Source organism: Enterobacter chinensis, assembly GCF_034008295.1.
Classification (GTDB): domain Bacteria; phylum Pseudomonadota; class Gammaproteobacteria; order Enterobacterales; family Enterobacteriaceae; genus Enterobacter; species Enterobacter chinensis.
This window is the reverse complement of sequence record NZ_JARDVI010000003.1, coordinates 521557-540617: the sequence shown is the minus strand read 5'-3', so window position 1 is coordinate 540617 and position 19061 is coordinate 521557. Positions and strand designations below refer to the sequence as shown.

Annotated in this window: 21 protein-coding genes; 9 read left to right on the top strand and 12 right to left on the bottom strand. The window is 56.9% G+C overall.

Features of this window, described 5'->3' with window-relative positions:
* Window positions 1–97 precede the first annotated feature (97 nt).
* Genes PYW49_RS11885 through PYW49_RS11870 form a run of 4 tightly spaced genes read left to right on the top strand, consistent with a single transcriptional unit; the run spans window position 98 to window position 4131 of the window.
* Window positions 98–1096, top strand: coding sequence for a siderophore ABC transporter substrate-binding protein EitA (locus tag PYW49_RS11885; protein WP_320386509.1), 999 nt, complete (start codon window positions 98–100; stop codon window positions 1094–1096).
* Window positions 1096–2133, top strand: coding sequence for an iron chelate uptake ABC transporter family permease subunit (locus PYW49_RS11880; protein WP_320386508.1), 1038 nt, complete (start codon window positions 1096–1098; stop codon window positions 2131–2133). Before PYW49_RS11885 ends, PYW49_RS11880 begins: the two co-directional genes overlap by 1 nt.
* Window positions 2133–2894, top strand: coding sequence for a siderophore ABC transporter ATP-binding protein EitC (locus tag PYW49_RS11875; protein WP_320386507.1), 762 nt, complete (start codon window positions 2133–2135; stop codon window positions 2892–2894). The genes PYW49_RS11880 and PYW49_RS11875 overlap by 1 nt, the downstream gene beginning before the upstream one ends.
* A 16-nt stretch (window positions 2895–2910) precedes the next feature.
* Window positions 2911–4131 (top strand): MDR family MFS transporter, encoded by a 1221-nt coding sequence (locus PYW49_RS11870; protein ID WP_320386506.1) that lies wholly within the window; start codon window positions 2911–2913, stop codon window positions 4129–4131.
* Window positions 4132–4136: 5 nt separating this feature from the next.
* On the opposite strand, the gene PYW49_RS11865 is transcribed toward PYW49_RS11870, so the two are convergent.
* Complete coding sequence (locus tag PYW49_RS11865) at window positions 4137–4481, bottom strand: nitrous oxide-stimulated promoter family protein (RefSeq protein ID WP_320386505.1); 345 nt, start codon at window positions 4479–4481, stop codon at window positions 4137–4139.
* Between the two features lie 175 nt (window positions 4482–4656).
* On the opposite strand from PYW49_RS11865, the gene PYW49_RS11860 reads away from it, so the two are divergent.
* Together PYW49_RS11860 and mutS are read left to right on the top strand one after the other, a co-directional pair.
* Window positions 4657–4887, top strand: coding sequence for a SymE family type I addiction module toxin (locus PYW49_RS11860; protein ID WP_109082219.1), 231 nt, complete (start codon window positions 4657–4659; stop codon window positions 4885–4887).
* Between the two features lie 113 nt (window positions 4888–5000).
* Window positions 5001–7562, top strand: coding sequence for a DNA mismatch repair protein MutS (mutS, locus tag PYW49_RS11855; protein WP_320386504.1), 2562 nt, complete (start codon window positions 5001–5003; stop codon window positions 7560–7562).
* 138 nt (window positions 7563–7700) lie between these two features.
* Here the strand turns inward: mutS and PYW49_RS11850 are convergent, their stop codons facing one another.
* From PYW49_RS11850 to PYW49_RS11840, 3 genes are read right to left on the bottom strand one after another with little or no spacing between them, the layout of a single operon-like run.
* Window positions 7701–7922 carry a non-oxidative hydroxyarylic acid decarboxylases subunit D gene (locus tag PYW49_RS11850; RefSeq protein WP_003862116.1) on the bottom strand — a complete coding sequence of 74 codons (222 nt, stop codon included), beginning with the start codon at window positions 7920–7922 and terminating at the stop codon, window positions 7701–7703.
* Window positions 7923–7932: 10 nt separating this feature from the next.
* The gene (locus PYW49_RS11845; RefSeq protein ID WP_320386503.1) at window positions 7933–9360 is read right to left on the bottom strand and encodes a non-oxidative hydroxyarylic acid decarboxylases subunit C; all 1428 of its coding nucleotides are present in this window, start codon (window positions 9358–9360) and stop codon (window positions 7933–7935) included.
* Window positions 9350–9952, bottom strand: a complete 603-nt coding sequence (locus PYW49_RS11840; protein WP_320386502.1) for a non-oxidative hydroxyarylic acid decarboxylases subunit B — start codon at window positions 9950–9952, stop codon at window positions 9350–9352. The genes PYW49_RS11845 and PYW49_RS11840 overlap by 11 nt, the downstream gene beginning before the upstream one ends.
* Before the next feature lie 172 nt (window positions 9953–10124).
* Between PYW49_RS11840 and PYW49_RS11835 the strand changes: the two genes are divergently transcribed.
* Window positions 10125–10532 (top strand): MarR family winged helix-turn-helix transcriptional regulator, encoded by a 408-nt coding sequence (locus PYW49_RS11835; protein WP_134348908.1) that lies wholly within the window; start codon window positions 10125–10127, stop codon window positions 10530–10532.
* On the opposite strand, the gene PYW49_RS11830 is transcribed toward PYW49_RS11835, so the two are convergent.
* A complete protein-coding gene (locus PYW49_RS11830) occupies window positions 10529–11416 on the bottom strand; it encodes a LysR family transcriptional regulator (RefSeq protein WP_320386501.1) in 888 nt (295 codons plus the stop codon). The two genes, PYW49_RS11835 and PYW49_RS11830, sit on opposite strands and share 4 nt — an antisense overlap.
* 108 nt (window positions 11417–11524) lie before the next feature.
* Here PYW49_RS11830 and PYW49_RS11825 point away from each other — a divergent pair, with 108 nt between their 5' ends.
* Entirely contained in the window at window positions 11525–12727 is a 1203-nt protein-coding gene (locus tag PYW49_RS11825; RefSeq protein WP_320386500.1) for an MFS transporter, read from the top strand.
* Entirely contained in the window at window positions 12724–13101 is a 378-nt protein-coding gene (locus PYW49_RS11820; protein WP_320386499.1) for a DUF4440 domain-containing protein, read from the top strand. The genes PYW49_RS11825 and PYW49_RS11820 overlap by 4 nt, the downstream gene beginning before the upstream one ends.
* Window positions 13102–13153: 52 nt before the next feature.
* Here the strand turns inward: PYW49_RS11820 and rpoS are convergent, their stop codons facing one another.
* The 7 genes from rpoS to ispD form a co-directional block, all read right to left on the bottom strand.
* Window positions 13154–14146 carry an RNA polymerase sigma factor RpoS gene (rpoS, locus tag PYW49_RS11815; RefSeq protein ID WP_008499600.1) on the bottom strand — a complete coding sequence of 331 codons (993 nt, stop codon included), beginning with the start codon at window positions 14144–14146 and terminating at the stop codon, window positions 13154–13156.
* Between the two features lie 59 nt (window positions 14147–14205).
* A complete protein-coding gene (gene nlpD, locus PYW49_RS11810; protein WP_134348904.1) occupies window positions 14206–15330 on the bottom strand; it encodes a murein hydrolase activator NlpD in 1125 nt (374 codons plus the stop codon).
* Window positions 15331–15446: 116 nt separating this feature from the next.
* The gene (locus PYW49_RS11805; RefSeq protein ID WP_134348903.1) at window positions 15447–16073 is read right to left on the bottom strand and encodes a protein-L-isoaspartate(D-aspartate) O-methyltransferase; all 627 of its coding nucleotides are present in this window, start codon (window positions 16071–16073) and stop codon (window positions 15447–15449) included.
* Window positions 16067–16828: a 5'/3'-nucleotidase SurE gene (gene surE / locus PYW49_RS11800; RefSeq protein ID WP_134348902.1), complete on the bottom strand. Its 762-nt coding sequence runs from the start codon at window positions 16826–16828 to the stop codon at window positions 16067–16069. The genes PYW49_RS11805 and surE overlap by 7 nt, the downstream gene beginning before the upstream one ends.
* Window positions 16809–17858 (bottom strand): tRNA pseudouridine(13) synthase TruD, encoded by a 1050-nt coding sequence (gene truD, locus PYW49_RS11795; RefSeq protein WP_320386498.1) that lies wholly within the window; start codon window positions 17856–17858, stop codon window positions 16809–16811. The genes surE and truD overlap by 20 nt, the downstream gene beginning before the upstream one ends.
* Window positions 17855–18334: a 2-C-methyl-D-erythritol 2,4-cyclodiphosphate synthase gene (gene ispF, locus PYW49_RS11790; RefSeq protein ID WP_008499607.1), complete on the bottom strand. Its 480-nt coding sequence runs from the start codon at window positions 18332–18334 to the stop codon at window positions 17855–17857. The genes truD and ispF overlap by 4 nt, the downstream gene beginning before the upstream one ends.
* Window positions 18334–19044, bottom strand: a complete 711-nt coding sequence (gene ispD / locus PYW49_RS11785) for a 2-C-methyl-D-erythritol 4-phosphate cytidylyltransferase (protein WP_320386497.1) — start codon at window positions 19042–19044, stop codon at window positions 18334–18336. The genes ispF and ispD overlap by 1 nt, the downstream gene beginning before the upstream one ends.
* Window positions 19045–19061 lie beyond the last annotated feature (17 nt).

Here is a 19061-nt window from a genome sequence, read left to right as displayed (position 1 = left end):
CCCTCATTGACACCAAATCGTTTCCTCTGTATAAAATTCCGCCTTAATAATGAGTTTCATTTGCAACAACAATAATGTTAATGAAGGGTCGTGTTTAATGAAAAAGGTCATCTGCGCGTTAGGCCTGGCGATTGCGTCGGTCGGTTCTGCTCTGGCAACCACATATCCCCTGACGATTGAAAACTGTGGCTATAAAGAGACGTTCACCAAAGCGCCGGAACGCGTCGTGGCCCTGGGTCAGAACACCGTCGAAATATTGCTCCTGCTGGGCCTGGAAGATAAGGTGAAGGCCAGCGCCTTCTGGCCAACCAAAGTGCTGCCGCAGCTGGCGGAACAGAATGCAAAAATCAAAACCCTGACGGTTGAAATCCCGACCCTTGAATCCGTTCTTGCGCAAAATCCTGACTTTGTTCCCGCGCAGTCCCCGCTGCTTCTGGGGCCTGAAAGTAAGGTCGCAAAACGCGACGATCTGCTGACCCTGGGCGTGAACAGCTACGTGTCCCCGGGCATGTGCGCGACCAAAAAAGCCACCGGCGACATGTACGGCAGCCGCCAGAAACTGTGGGACATGACGTATCTCTATAAAGAGATTGAGGATTTTGCCAAAATCTTTAACGTTGAAGATCGCGGTCAGGCCGTTATTGCCGATTTCAAAAAACGCGAGGCCGACCTGCGTAAGGAATTCAGCAAGAATAAAAAAGACCTTTCGTTTGTCTTCTGGTTCTCCAGTTCATCCCCTTCTGCGGACGCCTACGTAGGCGGAAAAAATAGCCCCTCTGGATTTATCGCCAGCCTGATGGGCGGCCATAACGCCATCACCTCGGAGACCGAATGGCCAACCGTAGGTTGGGAAAGCATTATTGCCGCAAATCCGGATGTCATCGTGGTATCCAGCCTCGACCGCAACCGCTGGGCGCTGGATAACGCGGAAGAAAAAATCAAATTCCTGAAGAGCGATCCGGCGGTCAGCCAGCTGGACGCGGTGAAAAAAGGCCATATCGTGGTGATGGACGGTCAGGCGATGAACCCGACGATCCGCACGATTTACGGGGCTGAGCAGGTCGGCGAACAGCTCAGAAAACTGGGGCTGAACTGATGACAACCGCTGTTCTTCAGGCCCGGCAGAGTCTGGTTCTGACGAGCTCGTGCCTGCTCGCCTTTGTCCTGTTATTTCTGGTTATCGCGCTGAGCGTCAGCGTTGGCGAGCTGTCGATCCCGCTGCAGAATGTCTTTTATGCCATCAGTAATAAAATGGGGTTCACCGGGGTTCCGCTCAACCGCATCTATGAAAGCGTTATCTGGGACTTTCGCCTGAGCCGCGCGCTGGTGGCAGCCTGCTGTGGCGCGGGGCTGGCCATCTGCGGTGCCGTATTGCAGAGCCTGCTGAAGAATGCCCTGGCGGAGCCGTACGTGCTTGGCGTGTCCGCAGGTGCCTCGACCGGGGCGGTATCCGTCGTGGTGTTGGGGATCGGCACCGGCGCGGTGTCGCTCTCCGCAGGTGCTTTTGCCGGAGCGTTCGCCGCCTTTGCGTTTGTCGCGTTTCTGACCAACGGCGCGCGCGGAGGGAATGAACGAACTATTCTGGCAGGCGTAGCTGCCTCCCAGCTTTTCAATGCCATTACCGCCTACACCATCAGCACCTCCGCCAGCGCCCAACAGGCGCGCGACGTGATGTTCTGGCTGCTGGGCAGTTTCAGCGGCGTACGCTGGCCTGAATTCCAGCTGGCGCTGGTGGTGGTGCTGATTGGCTTAGCCGTTTGCCTCTACTATTCCCGGGCGCTGGATGCCTTTACGTTTGGTGATGACGCCGCGGCATCGCTGGGCATTGCCGTCCCCTGGGTGCGCCTGGCGCTCTTTACCACCACCGCACTGATTACCGCGACCATCGTTAGCATGGCGGGCTCAATCGGCTTTGTCGGACTGGTGGTGCCGCACGTCATGCGTTTCCTGTTCGGCCCTCTGCACCGTACGTTGCTGGTTGCCAGCGCGCTGGCAGGCGCGATCCTGATGGTGCTGGCAGATATCGCCTCGCGCATGCTGATTGCCCCGCAAAGCCTGCCCGTCGGCGTGGTGACCGCGCTGGTGGGCGTGCCCTTCTTTGCCGTGATTATCTACCGCTCAAGGAATAAGTGATGAGTATCTGCGCTGAAAATATTACCTGGAAGGTAGGTAAAAAAGTCATCGTTGATGACGTCTCGCTGAAGGTTTCCCGGGGGGAAACGGTAGGATTGCTTGGCCCAAACGGCTGCGGTAAGTCTTCGCTTTTACGTATCCTCGCGGGGCTGCGTCGCCCGGACAACGGCAACGTCACTCTGGACGGGCAGGACATCGCCCGCATCGCCAAAAAACAGCTTGCCCGCCGGGTCGCCTTCGTTGAACAGCACGGGATGACCGACGCCAATATGCACGTGCGTGACGTGGTGAAGCTCGGGCGTATTCCGCATCACTCTCCTTTTTCCAACTGGAGCACGCACGATGACGAGACCGTCACCGCGGCCCTGCAACGCGTGGATATGCTGGATAAAAGTGACCAGGGCTGGCTGAGCCTTTCAGGCGGTGAACGCCAGCGCGTACACATTGCCCGCGCGCTGGCCCAGACCCCGACTGAAATCCTGCTGGATGAACCGACCAACCACCTGGACATTCATCATCAGATGCAGCTGATGCATTTGATCAGCGAATTACCGGTCACCAGCATTGTCGCAATCCACGATCTCAATCACGCCTCAATGTTCTGTGACTCGCTGATTGTGATGCAGAAAGGGCAAATTGTGGCGACGGGAACACCGCAGGACATTTTATCCGAGTCGTTGCTGTGGGATGTTTTCAGAGTCAAAACCAAAATTGAGATCTCGCCGTTCCATGGCAAAAAGCACATTCACTTTATCGTTTAGGGGCGAGTGAACGACGATGCCCCTTCGCCCTGCCACCACGCTCTGGCCGCCCGTTTTACTGGGTAGCCAGTTTGTTTTTAACATTGGCTTTTACGCCGTTGTCCCCTTCCTGGCGATATTCCTGCGCGACGATATGCTGCTCTCCGGCGGGCTTATCGGTCTGATCCTGGGCCTTCGCACGTTCTCCCAGCAGGGGATGTTTATCATCGGCGGCGCGCTCTCAGACCGGTTTGGCGCGAAAGTCGTTATCCTGAGCGGGTGCATGATTCGCGTCGCGGGTTATCTGCTGCTGGCGTTCGGGCACACACTCTGGCCCATCATTCTTGGGGCGTGCCTGACCGGCATCGGCGGCGCATTGTTCTCCCCCTCGATTGAGGCACTGCTGGCAAAAGCAGGGACGCACAGCGAGGCGAAAGGAAAACGCAGCCGGGCGGAATGGTTTGCCCTCTTTGCCGTCTGCGGTGAACTCGGCGCGGTATTGGGCCCGGTTGCCGGAGCACTGCTGACGGGGCTTGGGTTCCGCCAGGTGGCGCTGGCGGGTGCAGGGGTCTTTATTATTGCCTTACTGGTGCTTTACTTCTTTCTTCCTGCTTCCCCCCACCGCTCTCAGACGCTAAACATACAGCCCTGGTGGACGACGTTCCGCCAGCCGCGCTTTGTCGCCTTTATCATTGCCTACAGCTCGTGGCTGTTAAGCTATAACCAGCTCTATCTGGCGCTGCCGGTGGAGATCCAGCGCTCTGGCGGTAACGAGAAAGATCTTGGCCCCCTGTTTATGCTGGCCTCGGTGCTGATCATCACTTTGCAGCTTCCTCTGGCGCGTTTTGCCCGACGCGTGGGGGCGGTGAGAGTTCTGCCGGTAGGCTTCCTGCTGCTCTCCGCCGCCTTTGCGAGCGTGGCGATGTTTGCGGCGACAGAACCGCCGGAGGGCTGGCTGCGGCTTATGCCGTCGGTATGTTTTGTGACGCTGTTGACGCTGGGACAGATGCTGCTGGTGCCATCGGCAAAAGATCTCATCCCGCGCTTCGCCGAGGAATCAACGCTGGGGGCGCACTACGGCGCACTCTCCACCGCCGGAGGCATCGCGGTACTGGCCGGAAATTTTTTGTTTGGCAGTCTGCTGGATCGCGCGCTGGTGCCTTCAATGCAGGCGATATACCCCTGGCTGCTGCTGGCCCTTTTCCCACTCTGCAGCGCGCTGGCCCTAAACGTGATTTGCCGCCCGCTGAGACGCTGAAGCGGTCACTTTTTCGGACGGTACTTCTCCGGCAGTTCCGGCACGGGACGACGATCATCAATCAGATGACGAACGGTCAGGATGGGATGACGCCATAGCATACGCGGGCCTGCCCAGCGCATAACCTGCTTCATCTCTTCACGTCTGGCAGGCTGGTAGCAGTGTACCGGACACTGTTTGCAGGCCGGCTTTTCCTCGCCAAAAATGCATCTATCCAGTCGCTTATCCGCATACGCGTTGAGCGCCTGATAATGCCCTTCGTCCTGAGAAGCCTGCGGGCAGCGCTTTTCATACAACGCGATCATCTTCGCGATGGTCTCTTTTTCTCGTGATATGCGTTTACCTGACATAACGGTTCACCGAATAATAAAGTGCATTAATAATACATTTTTAAGCACCGGATTTCAGTTGTTGCATGCCATTTTCTGAAGCCTGATTCCAGTTTTTGCCCTGCACCGCCCGACAATCACTGGTATTTTATACAGGCATCAGAAATGACCTTTGTCCGTGTTGTCGGGAGACCCTATGCAAGAGAGAGCGATCAGCAAACCCTATCGCCATTTAAAAGTGGGATATTTTAGAAAGCGCCATGAAGACCGCAATACCAAGATACCGAAGCGTTATAGCGTGCATGCGGCGCTGAGCTTAAAAGGTGACTGGCTTGAACAGGCGGGGTTTACCACTCATTCCCGGGTCAGAGTGGGCGTGGAGCACGGTAAAATCATCATCGAGCTTATGTCGGAAGGCACCTCGTAAAGCGACGACATTTTTCTGCGCCGTACCTTTTTTTCATGCGACAATAGAGGGAACAAACGGCCACTGAGCCGCTCAAAACGGTTTATTTTCAAAGAAATGGACATCATAACTCCATGAGCACAATCGACAATTTCGACGCACATACGCCGATGATGCAGCAGTATCTGAAGCTGAAAGCACAGCATCCTGAAATCCTGCTGTTTTACCGTATGGGCGATTTTTACGAGCTGTTTTATGACGATGCCAAACGTGCATCGCAGCTGCTCGACATCTCGCTGACCAAACGTGGCGCATCGGCAGGCGAGCCCATTCCCATGGCTGGCATCCCGCATCACGCGGTAGAAAATTACCTGGCGAAGCTGGTGAATCAGGGTGAGTCCGTCGCCATCTGCGAACAGATCGGCGATCCGGCAACCTCTAAAGGTCCGGTTGAACGTAAAGTCGTGCGCATCGTCACGCCCGGCACCATCAGCGATGAAGCCCTGCTGCAGGAGCGCCAGGATAACCTGCTGGCCGCGCTGTGGCAGGACGGGAAAGGGTTTGGCTACGCGACGCTGGACATCAGCTCCGGACGTTTTCGTCTGAGTGAACCGGCTGACCGTGAAACGATGGCAGCCGAACTGCAGCGCACCAACCCGGCAGAATTGCTCTATGCCGAAGATTTCGCCGAGACGGCGCTCATTGAAGGCCGTCGCGGGTTGCGCCGCCGTCCGCTGTGGGAATTCGAAATTGATACCGCGCGCCAGCAGTTGAATCTGCAGTTTGGCACCCGCGATCTGATTGGCTTTGGTGTGGAAAATGCCCCACGTGGGCTGTGTGCGGCAGGTTGCCTCCTGCAGTACGTAAAAGATACCCAGCGCACCGCCCTGCCGCATATCCGCTCTATCACCATGGAGCGCCAGCAGGACAGCATCATCATGGATGCAGCAACGCGCCGTAACCTGGAGATAACCCAGAACCTGGCGGGGGGCGTAGAAAATACGCTCGCGTCGGTTCTCGACAGTACGGTAACGCCAATGGGCAGCCGCATGCTGAAACGCTGGCTGCACATGCCGGTTCGAGATACCGAAACGCTTGTTTGCCGTCAGCAGACGATTGCCGCCTTGCAGGACCGCTATACCGAACTGCAGCCGGTGCTGCGCCAGGTAGGCGACATGGAGCGTATCCTGGCCCGTCTGGCTCTGCGAACAGCGCGACCACGCGATCTCGCGCGGATGCGTCATGCTTTCCAGCAACTGCCGGAACTCCGTGCTCAGCTGAGTGACGTTGACAGCGCGCCGGTACAGAAGCTCCGCGAAACCATGGGCGAATTTACCGAGCTTCGCGAGCTGCTTGAACGCGCCATTATCGATGCGCCTCCGGTTCTGGTGCGTGATGGCGGAGTGATTGCCCCAGGCTACAACGAGGAGCTGGACGAGTGGCGCGCGCTGGCCGACGGCGCGACGGACTACCTTGATAAACTGGAAATCCGCGAGCGTGAGCGTCTTGGGCTGGACACTTTGAAAGTGGGCTATAACGCGGTACACGGTTATTACATTCAGATCAGCCGCGGACAGAGCCATCTGGCACCGATTCACTACGTGCGTCGCCAGACGTTGAAAAACGCTGAACGCTATATTATCCCCGAGCTGAAAGAGTACGAGGACAAAGTTCTCACCTCGAAAGGCAAAGCGCTGGCGCTGGAAAAACAGCTGTATGAAGAGCTGTTTGACATGCTGATGCCGCATCTTGCCGACCTGCAGCTGAGCGCCAGCGCGCTGGCGGAACTGGACGTGCTGGTGAATCTGGCAGAACGCGCTGAAACGCTGAACTATACCTGCCCGACCTTTATCGACAAGCCCGGCATTCGCATCACTGAAGGCCGTCATCCGGTGGTTGAGCAGGTGCTGAACGAACCGTTCATTGCCAACCCGCTGAGCCTGTCACCGCAGAGAAGAATGTTGATCATTACCGGTCCGAACATGGGCGGTAAAAGTACCTATATGCGTCAGACGGCGCTGATCGCCCTGCTCGCGTATATCGGCAGCTACGTTCCGGCGCAAAAAGTGGAGATTGGCCCTATCGACCGTATCTTTACCCGCGTCGGAGCTGCGGACGATCTGGCAAGCGGCCGCTCAACCTTTATGGTCGAAATGACCGAAACGGCTAACATTCTGCATAACGCGACGGAGCATAGCCTGGTGCTGATGGACGAAGTCGGACGCGGTACGTCAACCTATGATGGACTGTCGCTGGCCTGGGCCTGTGCCGAAAGCCTCGCGAATAAAATCAAGGCCATGACGCTGTTCGCCACCCACTATTTTGAGCTGACGCAGCTACCGGAAAAAATGGAAGGGGTGGCTAACGTCCATCTTGATGCGCTGGAACACGGCGATACCATTGCCTTCATGCACACGGTGCAGGATGGCGCGGCGAGCAAGAGCTATGGTCTGGCCGTCGCGGCGCTGGCGGGTGTTCCTAAAGAGGTGATCAAGCGCGCGCGTCAGAAACTGCGCGAGCTGGAAAGCCTGTCGCCGAATGCAGCCGCGACGCAGATTGACGGTACGCAGATGTCGCTGCTGGCACCTGCGGAAGAGACATCACCGGCGGTGGAAGCGCTGGAGAACCTCGACCCGGATTCCCTGACGCCGCGACAGGCGCTGGAGTGGATTTATCGGCTGAAGAGTCTGGTTTAGTTTTCTGCGGTCTGTTTTGTCGGGTGGCGGCTTCGCCTTACCCGACCTACAAAACCCGTAGGCCCGGTAAGCGCAGCGCCACCGGGCAAAAGACCGCACGATGTTATCGCCCGGTAAGCGTAGCGCCACCGGGCTTTTTTACAGCAACGGTGGAATGGTCGGCACCTGCGGTGCCTCGTCAATATCCTTCTGCGTCATGCGAAACGCTTCAGGGTAGTGCTCGCGGCTGGTACGACGCAGCGGTTCGGTATCGCGCCAGGTATACAGACAGTGCTGGCACTGATAAACCGTCCAGACCCCTTTCACCGGCGACGTCGCCATCACTTCAATATGCTCATCGGCACAACGTGGACAAATCATCTTTTCCTCCTTATTGACGTGCAGCCAGCATGGCGGTCAGTTTTTCAGCCCAGGCTTTGGTTTCAGGGAGATCCTGTACCGGCTGGCTATAGTGACCACGGGTGTCCGGCGCGACAGGCGTGGTGGCATCGATAATCAGTTTGTCGGTAATGCCCGCCGGGCTGGAGCCCGGGTCGAGTTCAAGCACCGACATGTTCGGCAGCTGCACCAGATCCCCTGCCGGGTTCACTTTCGATGACAGCGCCCACATCACCTGCGGAAGGTTGAACGGGTCGACGTCCTCATCCACCATAATCACCATCTTCACGTAGCCCAGACCGTGCGGCGTGGTCATGGCGCGTAAACCGACCGCGCGAGCAAAACCGCCGTAACGCTTTTTGGTGGAGATAATCGCCAGCAGACCGTGGGTGTACATGGCGTTCACCGCCTGCACTTCAGGGAATTCCGCTTTCAGCTGCTGGTAAAGTGGCACACAGGTGGCTGGCCCCATCAGATAGTCAATCTCGGTCCACGGCATGCCGAGGTAGAGGGATTCGAAAATCGGTTTGGTACGGTACGAGACTTTATCAATACGGACGACCGTCATATTACGACCACCCGAATAGTGGCCGGTAAACTCACCGAACGGTCCTTCGATTTCACGTTTACGGCTCTCAATGACCCCTTCCAGAATCACTTCAGAGCCCCAGGGTACATCAAAGCCGGTCAGCGGCGCGGTCGCAATGGGGTACGGACTTTCACGCAGCGCTCCTGCCATTTCATACTCGGATTGATCGTATTTCAGCGGCGTCGCGCCCATCAGGGTGATGATCGGATCGTTGCCCAGCGTAATCGCAATCGGCAGGTCTTCACCACGCTCTTCCGCTTTGTGCAGATGCAGGGCGATATCGTGCATCGGTACCGGCTGCAGGCCAAGCTTACGCTTGCCCTTCACTTCCATGCGGTAGATCCCGACGTTCTGCTTGCCGAAGTTATCCGGGTCGAGCGGATCGCGCGAGACAACGCACGCTTTGTCGAGATAAAAGCCCCCGTCCCCGTCGTTCAGGCGAAACAGCGGCAGGATGTCGAACAGGTTAATATCTTCACCGTCGACCGTATTCTGCGCCCAGGCCGGGTTGGCGCGGCGCTCCGGTGTGACGGGGAATTTATCCCAGCGGCGAATAAACTCGTCGATCTGCTTTTTCACCGGAGTATTCGCCGGTAGCCCCATCGAAATGGCGTGGTTCTGCCAGGAGCCAATCGTGTTCATCACCACGCGGGCATCGGTGAAACCGCGAATATTATCGAACCACAGCGCAGGCGCACCGTCACCGATGCGTCCCGTCGCGTTGGCTGCCGCCGCCAGATCCGGCTCGGCACTTACCTCTTCCTCAATTTTCAGCAGTTGCCCTTGCTCATCGAGCGCCTGCAGGAAGCTTCTCAAATCATCAAATGCCATCTTTAGTCTCCTGTGAAAAATGTTTCGCCTCGCGCAGCCCGTTCCAGCGGCGCGCTTTTTTATGCTCCAGACCAAACTGGTCGAGTACGCGCGTCACGATATGCTGGGTAATGTCATCGACGGTTTGCGGATGGTTGTAATAAGCAGGCATGGGAGGCACCATCGCCACGCCCATGCGGGAAAGCGCAAGCATGTTCTCCAGATGAATGGTACTCAGCGGCGTTTCACGGGGAACCAGCACCAGCTTGCGCCCCTCTTTCAGCACCACGTCTGCCGCGCGGCCCACCAGCCCTTCGGCGTAGCCGGCGCGGATACCCGCCAGCGTTTTCATGCTGCAGGGAATGACAATCATGCCGTCGGTGCGAAACGAACCGGAGGAGATGGTGGCGGCCTGGTCAGCCGGACTGTGGACAACGTCAGCCAGGGCAGCAACGTCCTGCGCAGTGTAGGGTGTTTCCAGCTCAATGGTGGTTTTTGCCCACTTCGACATAACCAGGTGGGTCTCCACCTCCGGCATTTCCCGCAACGCCTGTAGCAGCGCCACGCCCAGCGGAGCGCCCGTCGCTCCCGTCATTCCCACGATCAATCTCATTCAGCACCTCAATCATTTTGTTCGCACACGAACGTTATGAATAAACTACTCCCGGATCGTTTTTCTGACAAGATCGTTCGCATACGATCACACTAATGGCTAAAAAATGCCGCGTTAAAATCCAGAGCAATAGCGGCTATCATAGAGGGAGATTTTTTCCGTCGGAGTGTTCATGGAACTAAGACAAGAGGCGTTCCACCTGTTACGTCAGCTTTTTCAACAGCATACCGCGCAGTGGCAACATGCCTTACCGGAACTGACCAAGCCGCAGTATGCGGTTATGCGCTCAATTGCCGAGCACCCGGGTATTGAACAGGTGGCATTGACCGAAGTGGCGGTTAGCACGAAAGCGACCCTGGCGGAAATGCTCGGCCGCATGGAGGCGCGCGGGCTGGTCAAACGCGAGCACGATCCAGCAGATAAGCGCCGCCGGTTTGTGTTCCTGACGCCAGAAGGTGAAGCCCTGCTTGCAGGCTGTAAACCGATGGGCAACGCGGTGGATGAGGCGTTTTTAGGACGTCTCACTCAAGCCGAGCGGGAGCAATTCTCCGCGCTTATCAAAAAGATGATGCACGGTTAATTCACGCTGGTGCGCATAAAATCAATAAAGGTGCGCACTTTCGCTGGCACATGTCGGGCATCAGGATACACCGCATAGATGCCCTGCTGTGCAAAGGTATATTCCGGTAAAACCGGGACCAGTTTTCCCGCATCAAGCGCATCGCGCGCCAGCCATTTCGGCAGTAACGCTACCCCACCACCCGCAAGCGCAAAGGCCATGAGCGCCTGAGCGCTATCGGCAAACAAACGCGGCGCTTTTTTTATCTCCAGCGTTTCAGGCGCGCCGCTGGCGTCTTTCACCTGCCAGCGCAGCGGCGAGGCCAGGCGCTCGTGAATAATCCAGTCGGCCTGCGCCAGCTGCGCAAGCGATTCGATGGGATGATTAACGAGCCACTCGGGCGTCGCGACGGGGAGAACAGAAAAGTGCGAAATCAGCGCGGCGTGGTAGCGCGAATCGGCAAGCGTTCCCAGCCGGATAGCCACGTCAAAGCGCTCCGAGATAAGGTCGGCGTGTAGTGACGACGAAACATGGCGGACGCGAAGGTCCGGATGCTGGTGACTAAACCTGGCCAGCAGCGGCACCACGACCTGTGCGCCATACTCAGGCGTAGTCGTGATCCTCAGTTCTCCCGTGAGCCCCGCATGGTTGGCGCGGACATCATCCTGCAATTGCTCGGCGTCCTTCAGAAGCGCGACGCTGCGTTGATGAAACAGCGCGCCCGCCTCGGTTAACGTCAGACGGCGGGTGGATCGCAGCAGCAGGGTGACGCCAAGTTCAGCTTCGAGCTGGCGAATATTGAAGCTGACCACCGCTTTTGTCAGGCCCATCGCATCCGCTGCCGCCGTGAAGCTGCCGGTATCGGCCACCGCAACAAACATCTGCGTGCGCTGTAAGTTAATCATCGTCACTCTTTTTACTGTCAAAATAGTTTTGACAGTATATCGCGCTTTGTCAGGTTTATCCGCGCTCACCCGGCCGATACGATACGCCTCCTCACCGGAGGATCCATCATGACGTATCGCAGCAAAGTTGCCGCAGTCTATCTGCTGGGCTTTTTTCTTGATCTGATCAACATGTTTATTGCCAGCGTCGCCTTTCCGGCGATGGCTCACGATTTTAACGCCACGCCTTCAGCGCTTGCCTGGGTCAGTAATGGGTACATTGCCGGTCTGACGCTGGTGATCCCGTTCAGCACCGTGCTGACGCGCCGCATCGGGCCAAAGCGCGTCATCCTGCTCTCGCTTTTTCTGTTCAGTGTAGCCTCAGCCGCGGCAGGCTTGTCTGCAACGCTTGAAAGTCTGATCGCCTGGCGCGTGCTGCAGGGCGTGGGTGGTGGCTTATTGATCCCCGTGGGACAGGCGCTGACCTGGCAACAGTATAAGCCTCACGAGCGTGCCCGACTCTCCTCCGCGGTCATGCTGGTTGCATTGCTTGCTCCCGCCTGCTCCCCTGCTATCGGGGGTCTGCTGGTGCAAACGTTAAGCTGGCGATGGATATTTTTCGCCACGCTCCCGGTTGCCATCGTGACCTTTGCTCTGGCCTGTCTGTGGCTCAAACACGAAATTCCCACGATGAAAGCGGCCAGACTGCTAAACCTGCCTTTGCTCGCGGACCCGCTTTTGCGATTTTCCATGCTTGTCTATGTCTGCGTGCCCGGTATGTTTATTGGGGTGAACGTCACGGGGATGTTTTATCTTCAGCACGAGGCGAACATGAGCCCGGCCGCAACGGGAATACTCATGCTGCCGTGGTCCGTGGCATCGTTTATAGCCATCACGGCGACGGGACGTTATTTTAACCGTATCGGCCCCCGTCCGCTGATCGTCATCGGATGTCTGTTGCAGGCGACGGGTATCCTGCTTTTGATTAACGTCAGTTCGGCTGCACTGCTACCTGTTGTGGCGTTTACCCTGATGGGCGCCGGGGGAAGCCTTTGCAGCAGCACGGCTCAGAGCAGCGCTTTTCTGACGACGCGCCGGGAAGAGATGCCGGATGCCAGCGCCCTGTGGAATCTCAATCGTCAGTTGAGCTTTTTTGTCGGTGCCTTGCTGCTGGCACAGGCGCTGAACCTGGCGCAGGTCTGGCTGACACCGCTCGCCGCATGGCATGGGATGTTTATTTTTGCCGCAGGCATGACCTTGCTGCCTGTACTGTATGTTTTTCGTCTTAACAATACGCAGGTGCTCACCCAGCTGCGACAGGAGAATTCATGACGCCTTTCGAACACGACATTATCGACCTTCACATTGCGCTTGAAAACTGGTTAGGCAAAGGCGAAGGCGATTTCGATACCCTGCTCGCCCGTTTCCATCCCGATTTTCTGATGATTCCGCCGGGTGGTATCCATTTCGACTATCAGGCCCTGGCCCGTTTCCTGGAGAGCCAGCGCGGAAGCCGTCCCGGCCTGAAGATCGTCATTGATGAATTAACCACCCGACAGGCGTGGACCAACGGCGCGGTCCTTCATTATCGGGAGACGCAAACCCGGCCGGACCAGCCCGTCAATGTGCGCTGGTCAACCGCGGTGCTTAATCAGGAAGGCGAACGGATAACGTGGCGTCTGCTCCACGAAACGGCACAGCCGTAGCCCAAAAGAAAAAGGCCCGTCTCACGACGGGCCTTTTTTGACGAAAGGTTGCTTATTCGCGGAACAGCGCTTCGATATTCAGACCTTGCCCCTGCAGGATTTCACGCAGGCGGCGCAGACCTTCAACCTGAATCTGACGAACACGTTCACGGGTCAAGCCAATTTCGCGGCCGACGTCTTCCAGTGTTGCAGCTTCATACCCCAGTAAACCGAAACGACGCGCCAGCACTTCACGCTGTTTGGCGTTCAGTTCGAACAGCCATTTGACGATGCTCTGTTTCATGTCATCGTCCTGCGTGGTGTCTTCCGGGCCGTTGTCTTTTTCATCGGCCAGGATGTCCAGCAGCGCTTTTTCGGAGTCGCCACCCAGCGGGGTGTCAACGGAGGTAATGCGCTCGTTGAGACGCAGCATACGGCTTACGTCATCAACGGGTTTATCGAGTTGTTCGGCAATTTCTTCTGCGCTTGGCTCGTGGTCCAGTTTATGGGACAACTCGCGTGCGGTACGCAGATAGACGTTCAACTCTTTGACGATGTGGATCGGCAGGCGAATCGTACGGGTCTGGTTCATAATAGCCCGTTCGATGGTCTGACGAATCCACCAGGTCGCGTAGGTTGAGAAACGGAACCCGCGTTCCGGGTCAAACTTCTCAACTGCGCGGATGAGACCTAAGTTGCCCTCTTCAATCAGATCCAGCAGAGCCAGACCACGATTGCCGTAACGGCGGGCAATTTTCACGACCAGTCGCAGGTTACTTTCAATCATGCGACGACGCGAGGCAACATCACCACGCAAAGCACGACGTGCGAAATAGACTTCTTCTTCGGCCGTTAGCAGTGGGGAGTAACCAATCTCCCCAAGGTAAAGCTGAGTCGCGTCCAGTACACGCTGTGTGGCGCCCTGCGATAACAGCTCTTCTTCAGCCAAATCGTTATCACTGGGTTCCTCTTCTACTAAGGCTTTTTCGTCAAAAGCCTCTACTCCGTTCTCATCAAATTCCGCGTCTTCATTTAAATCATGAACTTTCAGCGTATTCTGACTCATAAGGTGGCTCCTACCCGTGATCCCTGAACGAGACACCCTGGCTGGCATGCCCCGTCAAATTATCGCTGCGGCAAGTACTGCAGCGGGTTTACGGATTTCCCCTTGTAACGAATTTCAAAATGCAAGCGTGTAGAACTGGTTCCGGTGCTACCCATGGTAGCGATTTTTTGCCCCGCCTTAACTTCTTGTTGTTCCCGGACCAGCATTGTGTCGTTATGGGCGTAGGCACTCAGGTAATCATCGTTATGTTTGATGATAATAAGATTACCGTAACCGCGCAGAGCGTTACCGGCATACACAACGCGCCCATCTGCGGTCGCGATGATAGCCTGTCCTTTACTCCCTGCGATATCGATCCCTTTATTTCCCCCTTCGGAGGAAGAGAAGTTTTCGATAACCTTACCGTCAGTTGGCCAGCGCCATGCAGAGATTGGCGAACTGGATGTCATACTGCTGGCAGTCGGTTCAGTAGAGCTAACCACAGGTGCCGTCACCGGTGCTGTGACAACAGTCGCAGTCCCTTTATTATTCGGCAACATTTTGTTAGCAGTCTGATCACCTGAATCCTCAGAATACGTAATTACAGGTTGTGAAGCAACCACCGTGGTGGATTTTTGTGCAGGCTTAACGCTGTTGTTTTGCGCAGTCACATCGGCCGCAGAAACGGTGTTGCCAGGCGTAAGTGGCGTACCCGTTGCGTTGCCTACCTGAAGCGTTTGCCCGACTTCCAGACCGTACGGGGCCTGGACATTATTGCGCTGGGCGAGATCGCGGAAATCGTTCCCGGTGATCCACGCAATGTAAAACAGCGTATCGCCGCGCTTGACGGTATAGGTACTGCCACCGGTATAGCTACCTTTCGGAATGTTCCCATACTTACGGTTATAGACTATGCGGCCATTCTGGGTCTGAACAGGCTGATCCACTGGCTGAATCTGTGTCGGCTGCGTTATCGGACGTTGAACCGGCTGAATAGGCGGATTTTGTTGTGCCGAAGCAGTGCCCATTTTAGGCGGAGGTGTGATCAACATTCCGCTGGACGTGTTACCGGAGCCGCTATTTCCGCCGACGGAACTGACGGGCGCAGGAGCATTGTTAGAACTTGTACAGCCTGCCAGCCAGAGCGAAACCAGTGATAATGCCGCAACACGGCTGATGGTGAATTTAGGGCTTCCCGCGCTCATTTATCCCCCAGGAATGTGTTAACTACCAGTGACTTAAAATTTACCGTGATGGCACGAATCTTTCGCGCCACACCATACGCTGAATTTGCCTTAATAACCCTGGATAATTCCGAGTCTCAGGCCAACTCCCCCTTTACCAGAGGCACAAAGCGCACGGCTTCCACGGTGTCGATAATAAACTCGCCGCCGCGCCGACGAACGCGCTTCAAAAGCTGCTGCTCGTCCCCGACAGGCAGAACAAGAATGCCCCCCTCATCCAGCTGCGACAACAGTGCAGCAGGGATTTCAGGCGGGGCCGCCGTCACGATGATAGCGTCAAACGGGGCGCGAGCCTGCCAACCCTGCCATCCATCACCGTGTCGTGTCGAAACATTATGTAAATCAAGTTGTTTCAGGCGACGACGCGCCTGCCACTGTAACCCTTTAATCCGCTCAACGGAGCACACATGATGCACCAGATGCGCCAGGATCGCGGTCTGGTATCCTGACCCGGTGCCAATCTCCAGCACGCGGGAGTCGGGCGTCAGCTCCAGCAGCTCCGTCATGCGCGCCACCATATAGGGCTGTGAAATCGTCTGGCCTTGCCCGATAGGCAGCGCCACGTTTTCCCACGCTTTGTGTTCAAACGCCTCATCTACAAATTTCTCACGCGGAACCTGAGCAAGTGCTTCAAGCACGTGCTCGTCGCGGATCCCCTGCGCGCGTAATTGTTCCAGAAGAGTTTGTACACGTTTGTTTACCATTGCGCGTTCACTCCTGCGCGATCCAGCCAACCCGACACCACATCATGCGCGCTATACGCGGTTAAATCTACGTGCAGCGGGGTGACCGAAACATAGCCTTCATCCACGGCAGCAAAGTCGGTATCAGGACCCGCATCGCACTTATCGCCGGGAGGACCAATCCAGTAAAGCGTGTTGCCGCGAGGATCCTGCTGCGGGATCACCTGATCGGCCGGGTGCCGGCTCCCGCAACGGGTAACGCGAATGCCTTTAATGTCATTCAGAGGCAGGTCCGGCACGTTGATGTTGAGGATCCGCCCGGTGCGCAGCGGCTCGCGGCTAAGCGCCCGCAGGATCGAACACGTCACCGCTGCGGCGGTGTCGTAGTGCGTGTGGCCATTTAACGAGACCGCCAGCGCCGGAAACCCGAGATGGCGCCCTTCCATTGCGGCCGCCACAGTACCGGAGTAAATCACGTCATCGCCAAGATTGGGCCCGGCATTAATGCCGGAAACGACGATATCCGGACGCGGTCGCATCAGCGCGTTCACGCCCAAAAAAACGCAGTCGGTTGGCGTGCCCATCTGCACGGCAATATCGCCATTTTCAAAGGTAAAGGTGCGAAGCGACGACTCCAGCGTCAGCGAGTTAGACGCTCCACTGCGGTTACGATCGGGTGCCACGACCTGCACATCCGCAAATTCGCGAAGGTGTTTCGCCAGCGTCTGAATGCCTGGCGCGTGGATCCCGTCATCGTTACTCAGCAATATTCGCATAATCACCCGAGGTGTTGATAAGTTCCCTGACAACACTGGTGGCAAAGCTACCTGCCGGCAGCCAGAAGCGTAACTCAACGGTCACGTCATCCCACCAGTTCCAGCTTAACTGCTGCGGATAGAGCAGCATCGCGCGGCGTGCTGCTTCGACTTTTTCCCGCACCAGCAATGATTGTAATTCTGGCGCATCCGCGACGGCAGATTGCTCAGCCGCCAGCGCATCGCCCTGCGGACCCCAGTCGCCCATACCGGGCAGCGCGGCGGTAATCATCAGCGCTTTGGCGTCCACGCGCGACTGAACATCGGCCATTTCTTCTGCCGTTGCCACAAACCAGCTTCCGCGTCCCGCTAATTGTAGCGCATCGCCAACAACAACTTGATTCGCGTCCGGTTTTTTCAGTCTTTCGCTCACAATCTGATTAAACAACGCACTACGGGCTGCCGACAACCAAAAACTGCGTTTATTCCTGTCGCGAACCGGCGCATCGCTTTGCGCCCAGCGCAACGCTCCCTGCAGGTTGCTGCCGCCGATACCAAAGCGCTGCGCGCCAAAGTAATTCGGTACGCCCTGCGCGCTGATGGCATTCAGGCGTTTCTCCACGTCATCGCGGTCGGTCACTTCACGCAGCACCAGCGTAAAGTCGTTCCCTTTCAACGCGCCCAGACGCAGTTTGCGCTTATGGCGGGCAAACTCCAGTATCTTACAGCCCTCAAGCTCAAATTTACTTAAATCGGGCATCGTATTGCCCGGAACGCGCGCGCAGAGCCACTGTTCAGTGACGGCGTGTTTATCTTTCTGCCCGGCAAAGCTCACTTCGCGGGCATGAATTTTGAGGAATTTTGCCAGCGCGTCGGCCACAAAACGGGTATTGCAGCCATTTTTCAGAATACGCACCAGGATATGCTCACCTTCGCCATCCGGCTCAAAGCCCAGATCCTCCACCACAAGGAAATCTTCAGGGCTGGCTTTCAGCACCCCTTTCCCCTGCGGTTTACCGTGCAGGTATGTCAGGTTGTCGAAGTCTGTCATTTGCTTGCCTTCACCAGCAGCGCTACGGCTTCACAGGCAATCCCTTCGCCGCGGCCGGTAAAGCCCAGCTTCTCGGTGGTCGTCGCTTTGACGTTGACGTCGTCCATATGGCAGCCCAGATCTTCTGCAATAAACACGCGCATCTGCGGAATATGCGGCAGCATTTTCGGCGCCTGAGCGATAATCGTCACATCGACATTACCCAGGGTGTAGCCTTTAGCCTGGATGCGGCGCCACGCTTCGCGCAGCAGTTCGCGGCTGTCCGCCCCTTTAAACGCCGGGTCGGTGTCCGGGAACAGCTTGCCGATATCCCCGAGCGCAGCCGCGCCCAGCAGCGCGTCGGTCAGCGCATGCAATGCCACGTCGCCATCAGAATGCGCCAGCAGTCCTTTTTCATAAGGAATGCGCACGCCGCCAATGATAATTGGGCCTTCTCCGCCAAAGGCGTGTACATCAAAACCGTGTCCAATTCGCATTATGCCTTCTCCTGATGGGTCGAACGGGTAAGATAGAATTCCGCAAGCTGTAAATCTTCCGGACGCGTCACTTTGATATTATCAGCGCGCCCTTCAATAAGCTCAGGATGAAAACCGCAATACTCCAGCGCCGAGGCTTCGTCCGTGATGGTCGCCCCTTCTTTGAGCGCACGCGTTAAGCAGTCGTGGAGTAACTCGCGGGGGAAAAATTGAGGCGTCAGCGCGTGCCATAAATCGACGCGATCGACAGTGTGGGCGATGGCCCGTTTGCCCGGCTCGGCACGCTTCATGGTGTCACGCACCGGGGCGGCCAGAATGCCACCCACTTTACTGGTTTCGCTCAGCGCCAGCAGGCGCGCAAGATCGTCCTGATGCAGACACGGACGCGCAGCGTCATGCACCAGCACCCACTGTGCGTTTCCGGCAGCCTGAATGCCCGCCAGCACGGAGTCGGCGCGCTCGGCGCCACCGTCAACGACGGTAATCTGCGGATGATTTGCCAGCGGAAGCTGCGCGAAGCGCGCATCGCCAGGACTGATAGCAATGACCACGTGCGTCACCCTGGGGTGCGCCAGCAGCGCCGCCACGGCGTGCTCGAGGATCGTTTTATCGCCAATAGAGAGGTACTGCTTGGGACATTCTGTCTGCATGCGCCGGCCAAAACCTGCGGCCGGCACCACGGCGCATACGTCCGAAAAAGTTACTGCCATGTCGTAATCCTGGGCCT

What these genes read in the sequence shown, in the direction of transcription:
- mutS (WP_320386504.1), top strand. Translation starts at nt 5,001, where the DNA reads ATGAGCACAATCGACAATTTCGACGCACATACGCCGATGATGCAGCAG.
- PYW49_RS11865 (WP_320386505.1), bottom strand. Translation starts at nt 4,481, where the DNA reads ATGTCAGGTAAACGCATATCACGAGAAAAAGAGACCATCGCGAAGATG.
- PYW49_RS11805 (WP_134348903.1), bottom strand. Translation starts at nt 16,073, where the DNA reads ATGGTAAACAAACGTGTACAAACTCTTCTGGAACAATTACGCGCGCAG.
- ispD (WP_320386497.1), bottom strand. Translation starts at nt 19,044, where the DNA reads ATGGCAGTAACTTTTTCGGACGTATGCGCCGTGGTGCCGGCCGCAGGT.
- PYW49_RS11870 (WP_320386506.1), top strand. Translation starts at nt 2,911, where the DNA reads ATGCCCCTTCGCCCTGCCACCACGCTCTGGCCGCCCGTTTTACTGGGT.
- PYW49_RS11820 (WP_320386499.1), top strand. Translation starts at nt 12,724, where the DNA reads ATGACGCCTTTCGAACACGACATTATCGACCTTCACATTGCGCTTGAA.
- PYW49_RS11845 (WP_320386503.1), bottom strand. Translation starts at nt 9,360, where the DNA reads ATGGCATTTGATGATTTGAGAAGCTTCCTGCAGGCGCTCGATGAGCAA.
- surE (WP_134348902.1), bottom strand. Translation starts at nt 16,828, where the DNA reads ATGCGAATATTGCTGAGTAACGATGACGGGATCCACGCGCCAGGCATT.
- PYW49_RS11885 (WP_320386509.1), top strand. Translation starts at nt 98, where the DNA reads ATGAAAAAGGTCATCTGCGCGTTAGGCCTGGCGATTGCGTCGGTCGGT.
- nlpD (WP_134348904.1), bottom strand. Translation starts at nt 15,330, where the DNA reads ATGAGCGCGGGAAGCCCTAAATTCACCATCAGCCGTGTTGCGGCATTA.
- PYW49_RS11880 (WP_320386508.1), top strand. Translation starts at nt 1,096, where the DNA reads ATGACAACCGCTGTTCTTCAGGCCCGGCAGAGTCTGGTTCTGACGAGC.
- truD (WP_320386498.1), bottom strand. Translation starts at nt 17,858, where the DNA reads ATGACAGACTTCGACAACCTGACATACCTGCACGGTAAACCGCAGGGG.
- rpoS (WP_008499600.1), bottom strand. Translation starts at nt 14,146, where the DNA reads ATGAGTCAGAATACGCTGAAAGTTCATGATTTAAATGAAGACGCGGAA.
- PYW49_RS11825 (WP_320386500.1), top strand. Translation starts at nt 11,525, where the DNA reads ATGACGTATCGCAGCAAAGTTGCCGCAGTCTATCTGCTGGGCTTTTTT.
- PYW49_RS11835 (WP_134348908.1), top strand. Translation starts at nt 10,125, where the DNA reads ATGGAACTAAGACAAGAGGCGTTCCACCTGTTACGTCAGCTTTTTCAA.
- PYW49_RS11850 (WP_003862116.1), bottom strand. Translation starts at nt 7,922, where the DNA reads ATGATTTGTCCACGTTGTGCCGATGAGCATATTGAAGTGATGGCGACG.
- ispF (WP_008499607.1), bottom strand. Translation starts at nt 18,334, where the DNA reads ATGCGAATTGGACACGGTTTTGATGTACACGCCTTTGGCGGAGAAGGC.
- PYW49_RS11830 (WP_320386501.1), bottom strand. Translation starts at nt 11,416, where the DNA reads ATGATTAACTTACAGCGCACGCAGATGTTTGTTGCGGTGGCCGATACC.
- PYW49_RS11840 (WP_320386502.1), bottom strand. Translation starts at nt 9,952, where the DNA reads ATGAGATTGATCGTGGGAATGACGGGAGCGACGGGCGCTCCGCTGGGC.
- PYW49_RS11875 (WP_320386507.1), top strand. Translation starts at nt 2,133, where the DNA reads ATGAGTATCTGCGCTGAAAATATTACCTGGAAGGTAGGTAAAAAAGTC.
- PYW49_RS11860 (WP_109082219.1), top strand. Translation starts at nt 4,657, where the DNA reads ATGCAAGAGAGAGCGATCAGCAAACCCTATCGCCATTTAAAAGTGGGA.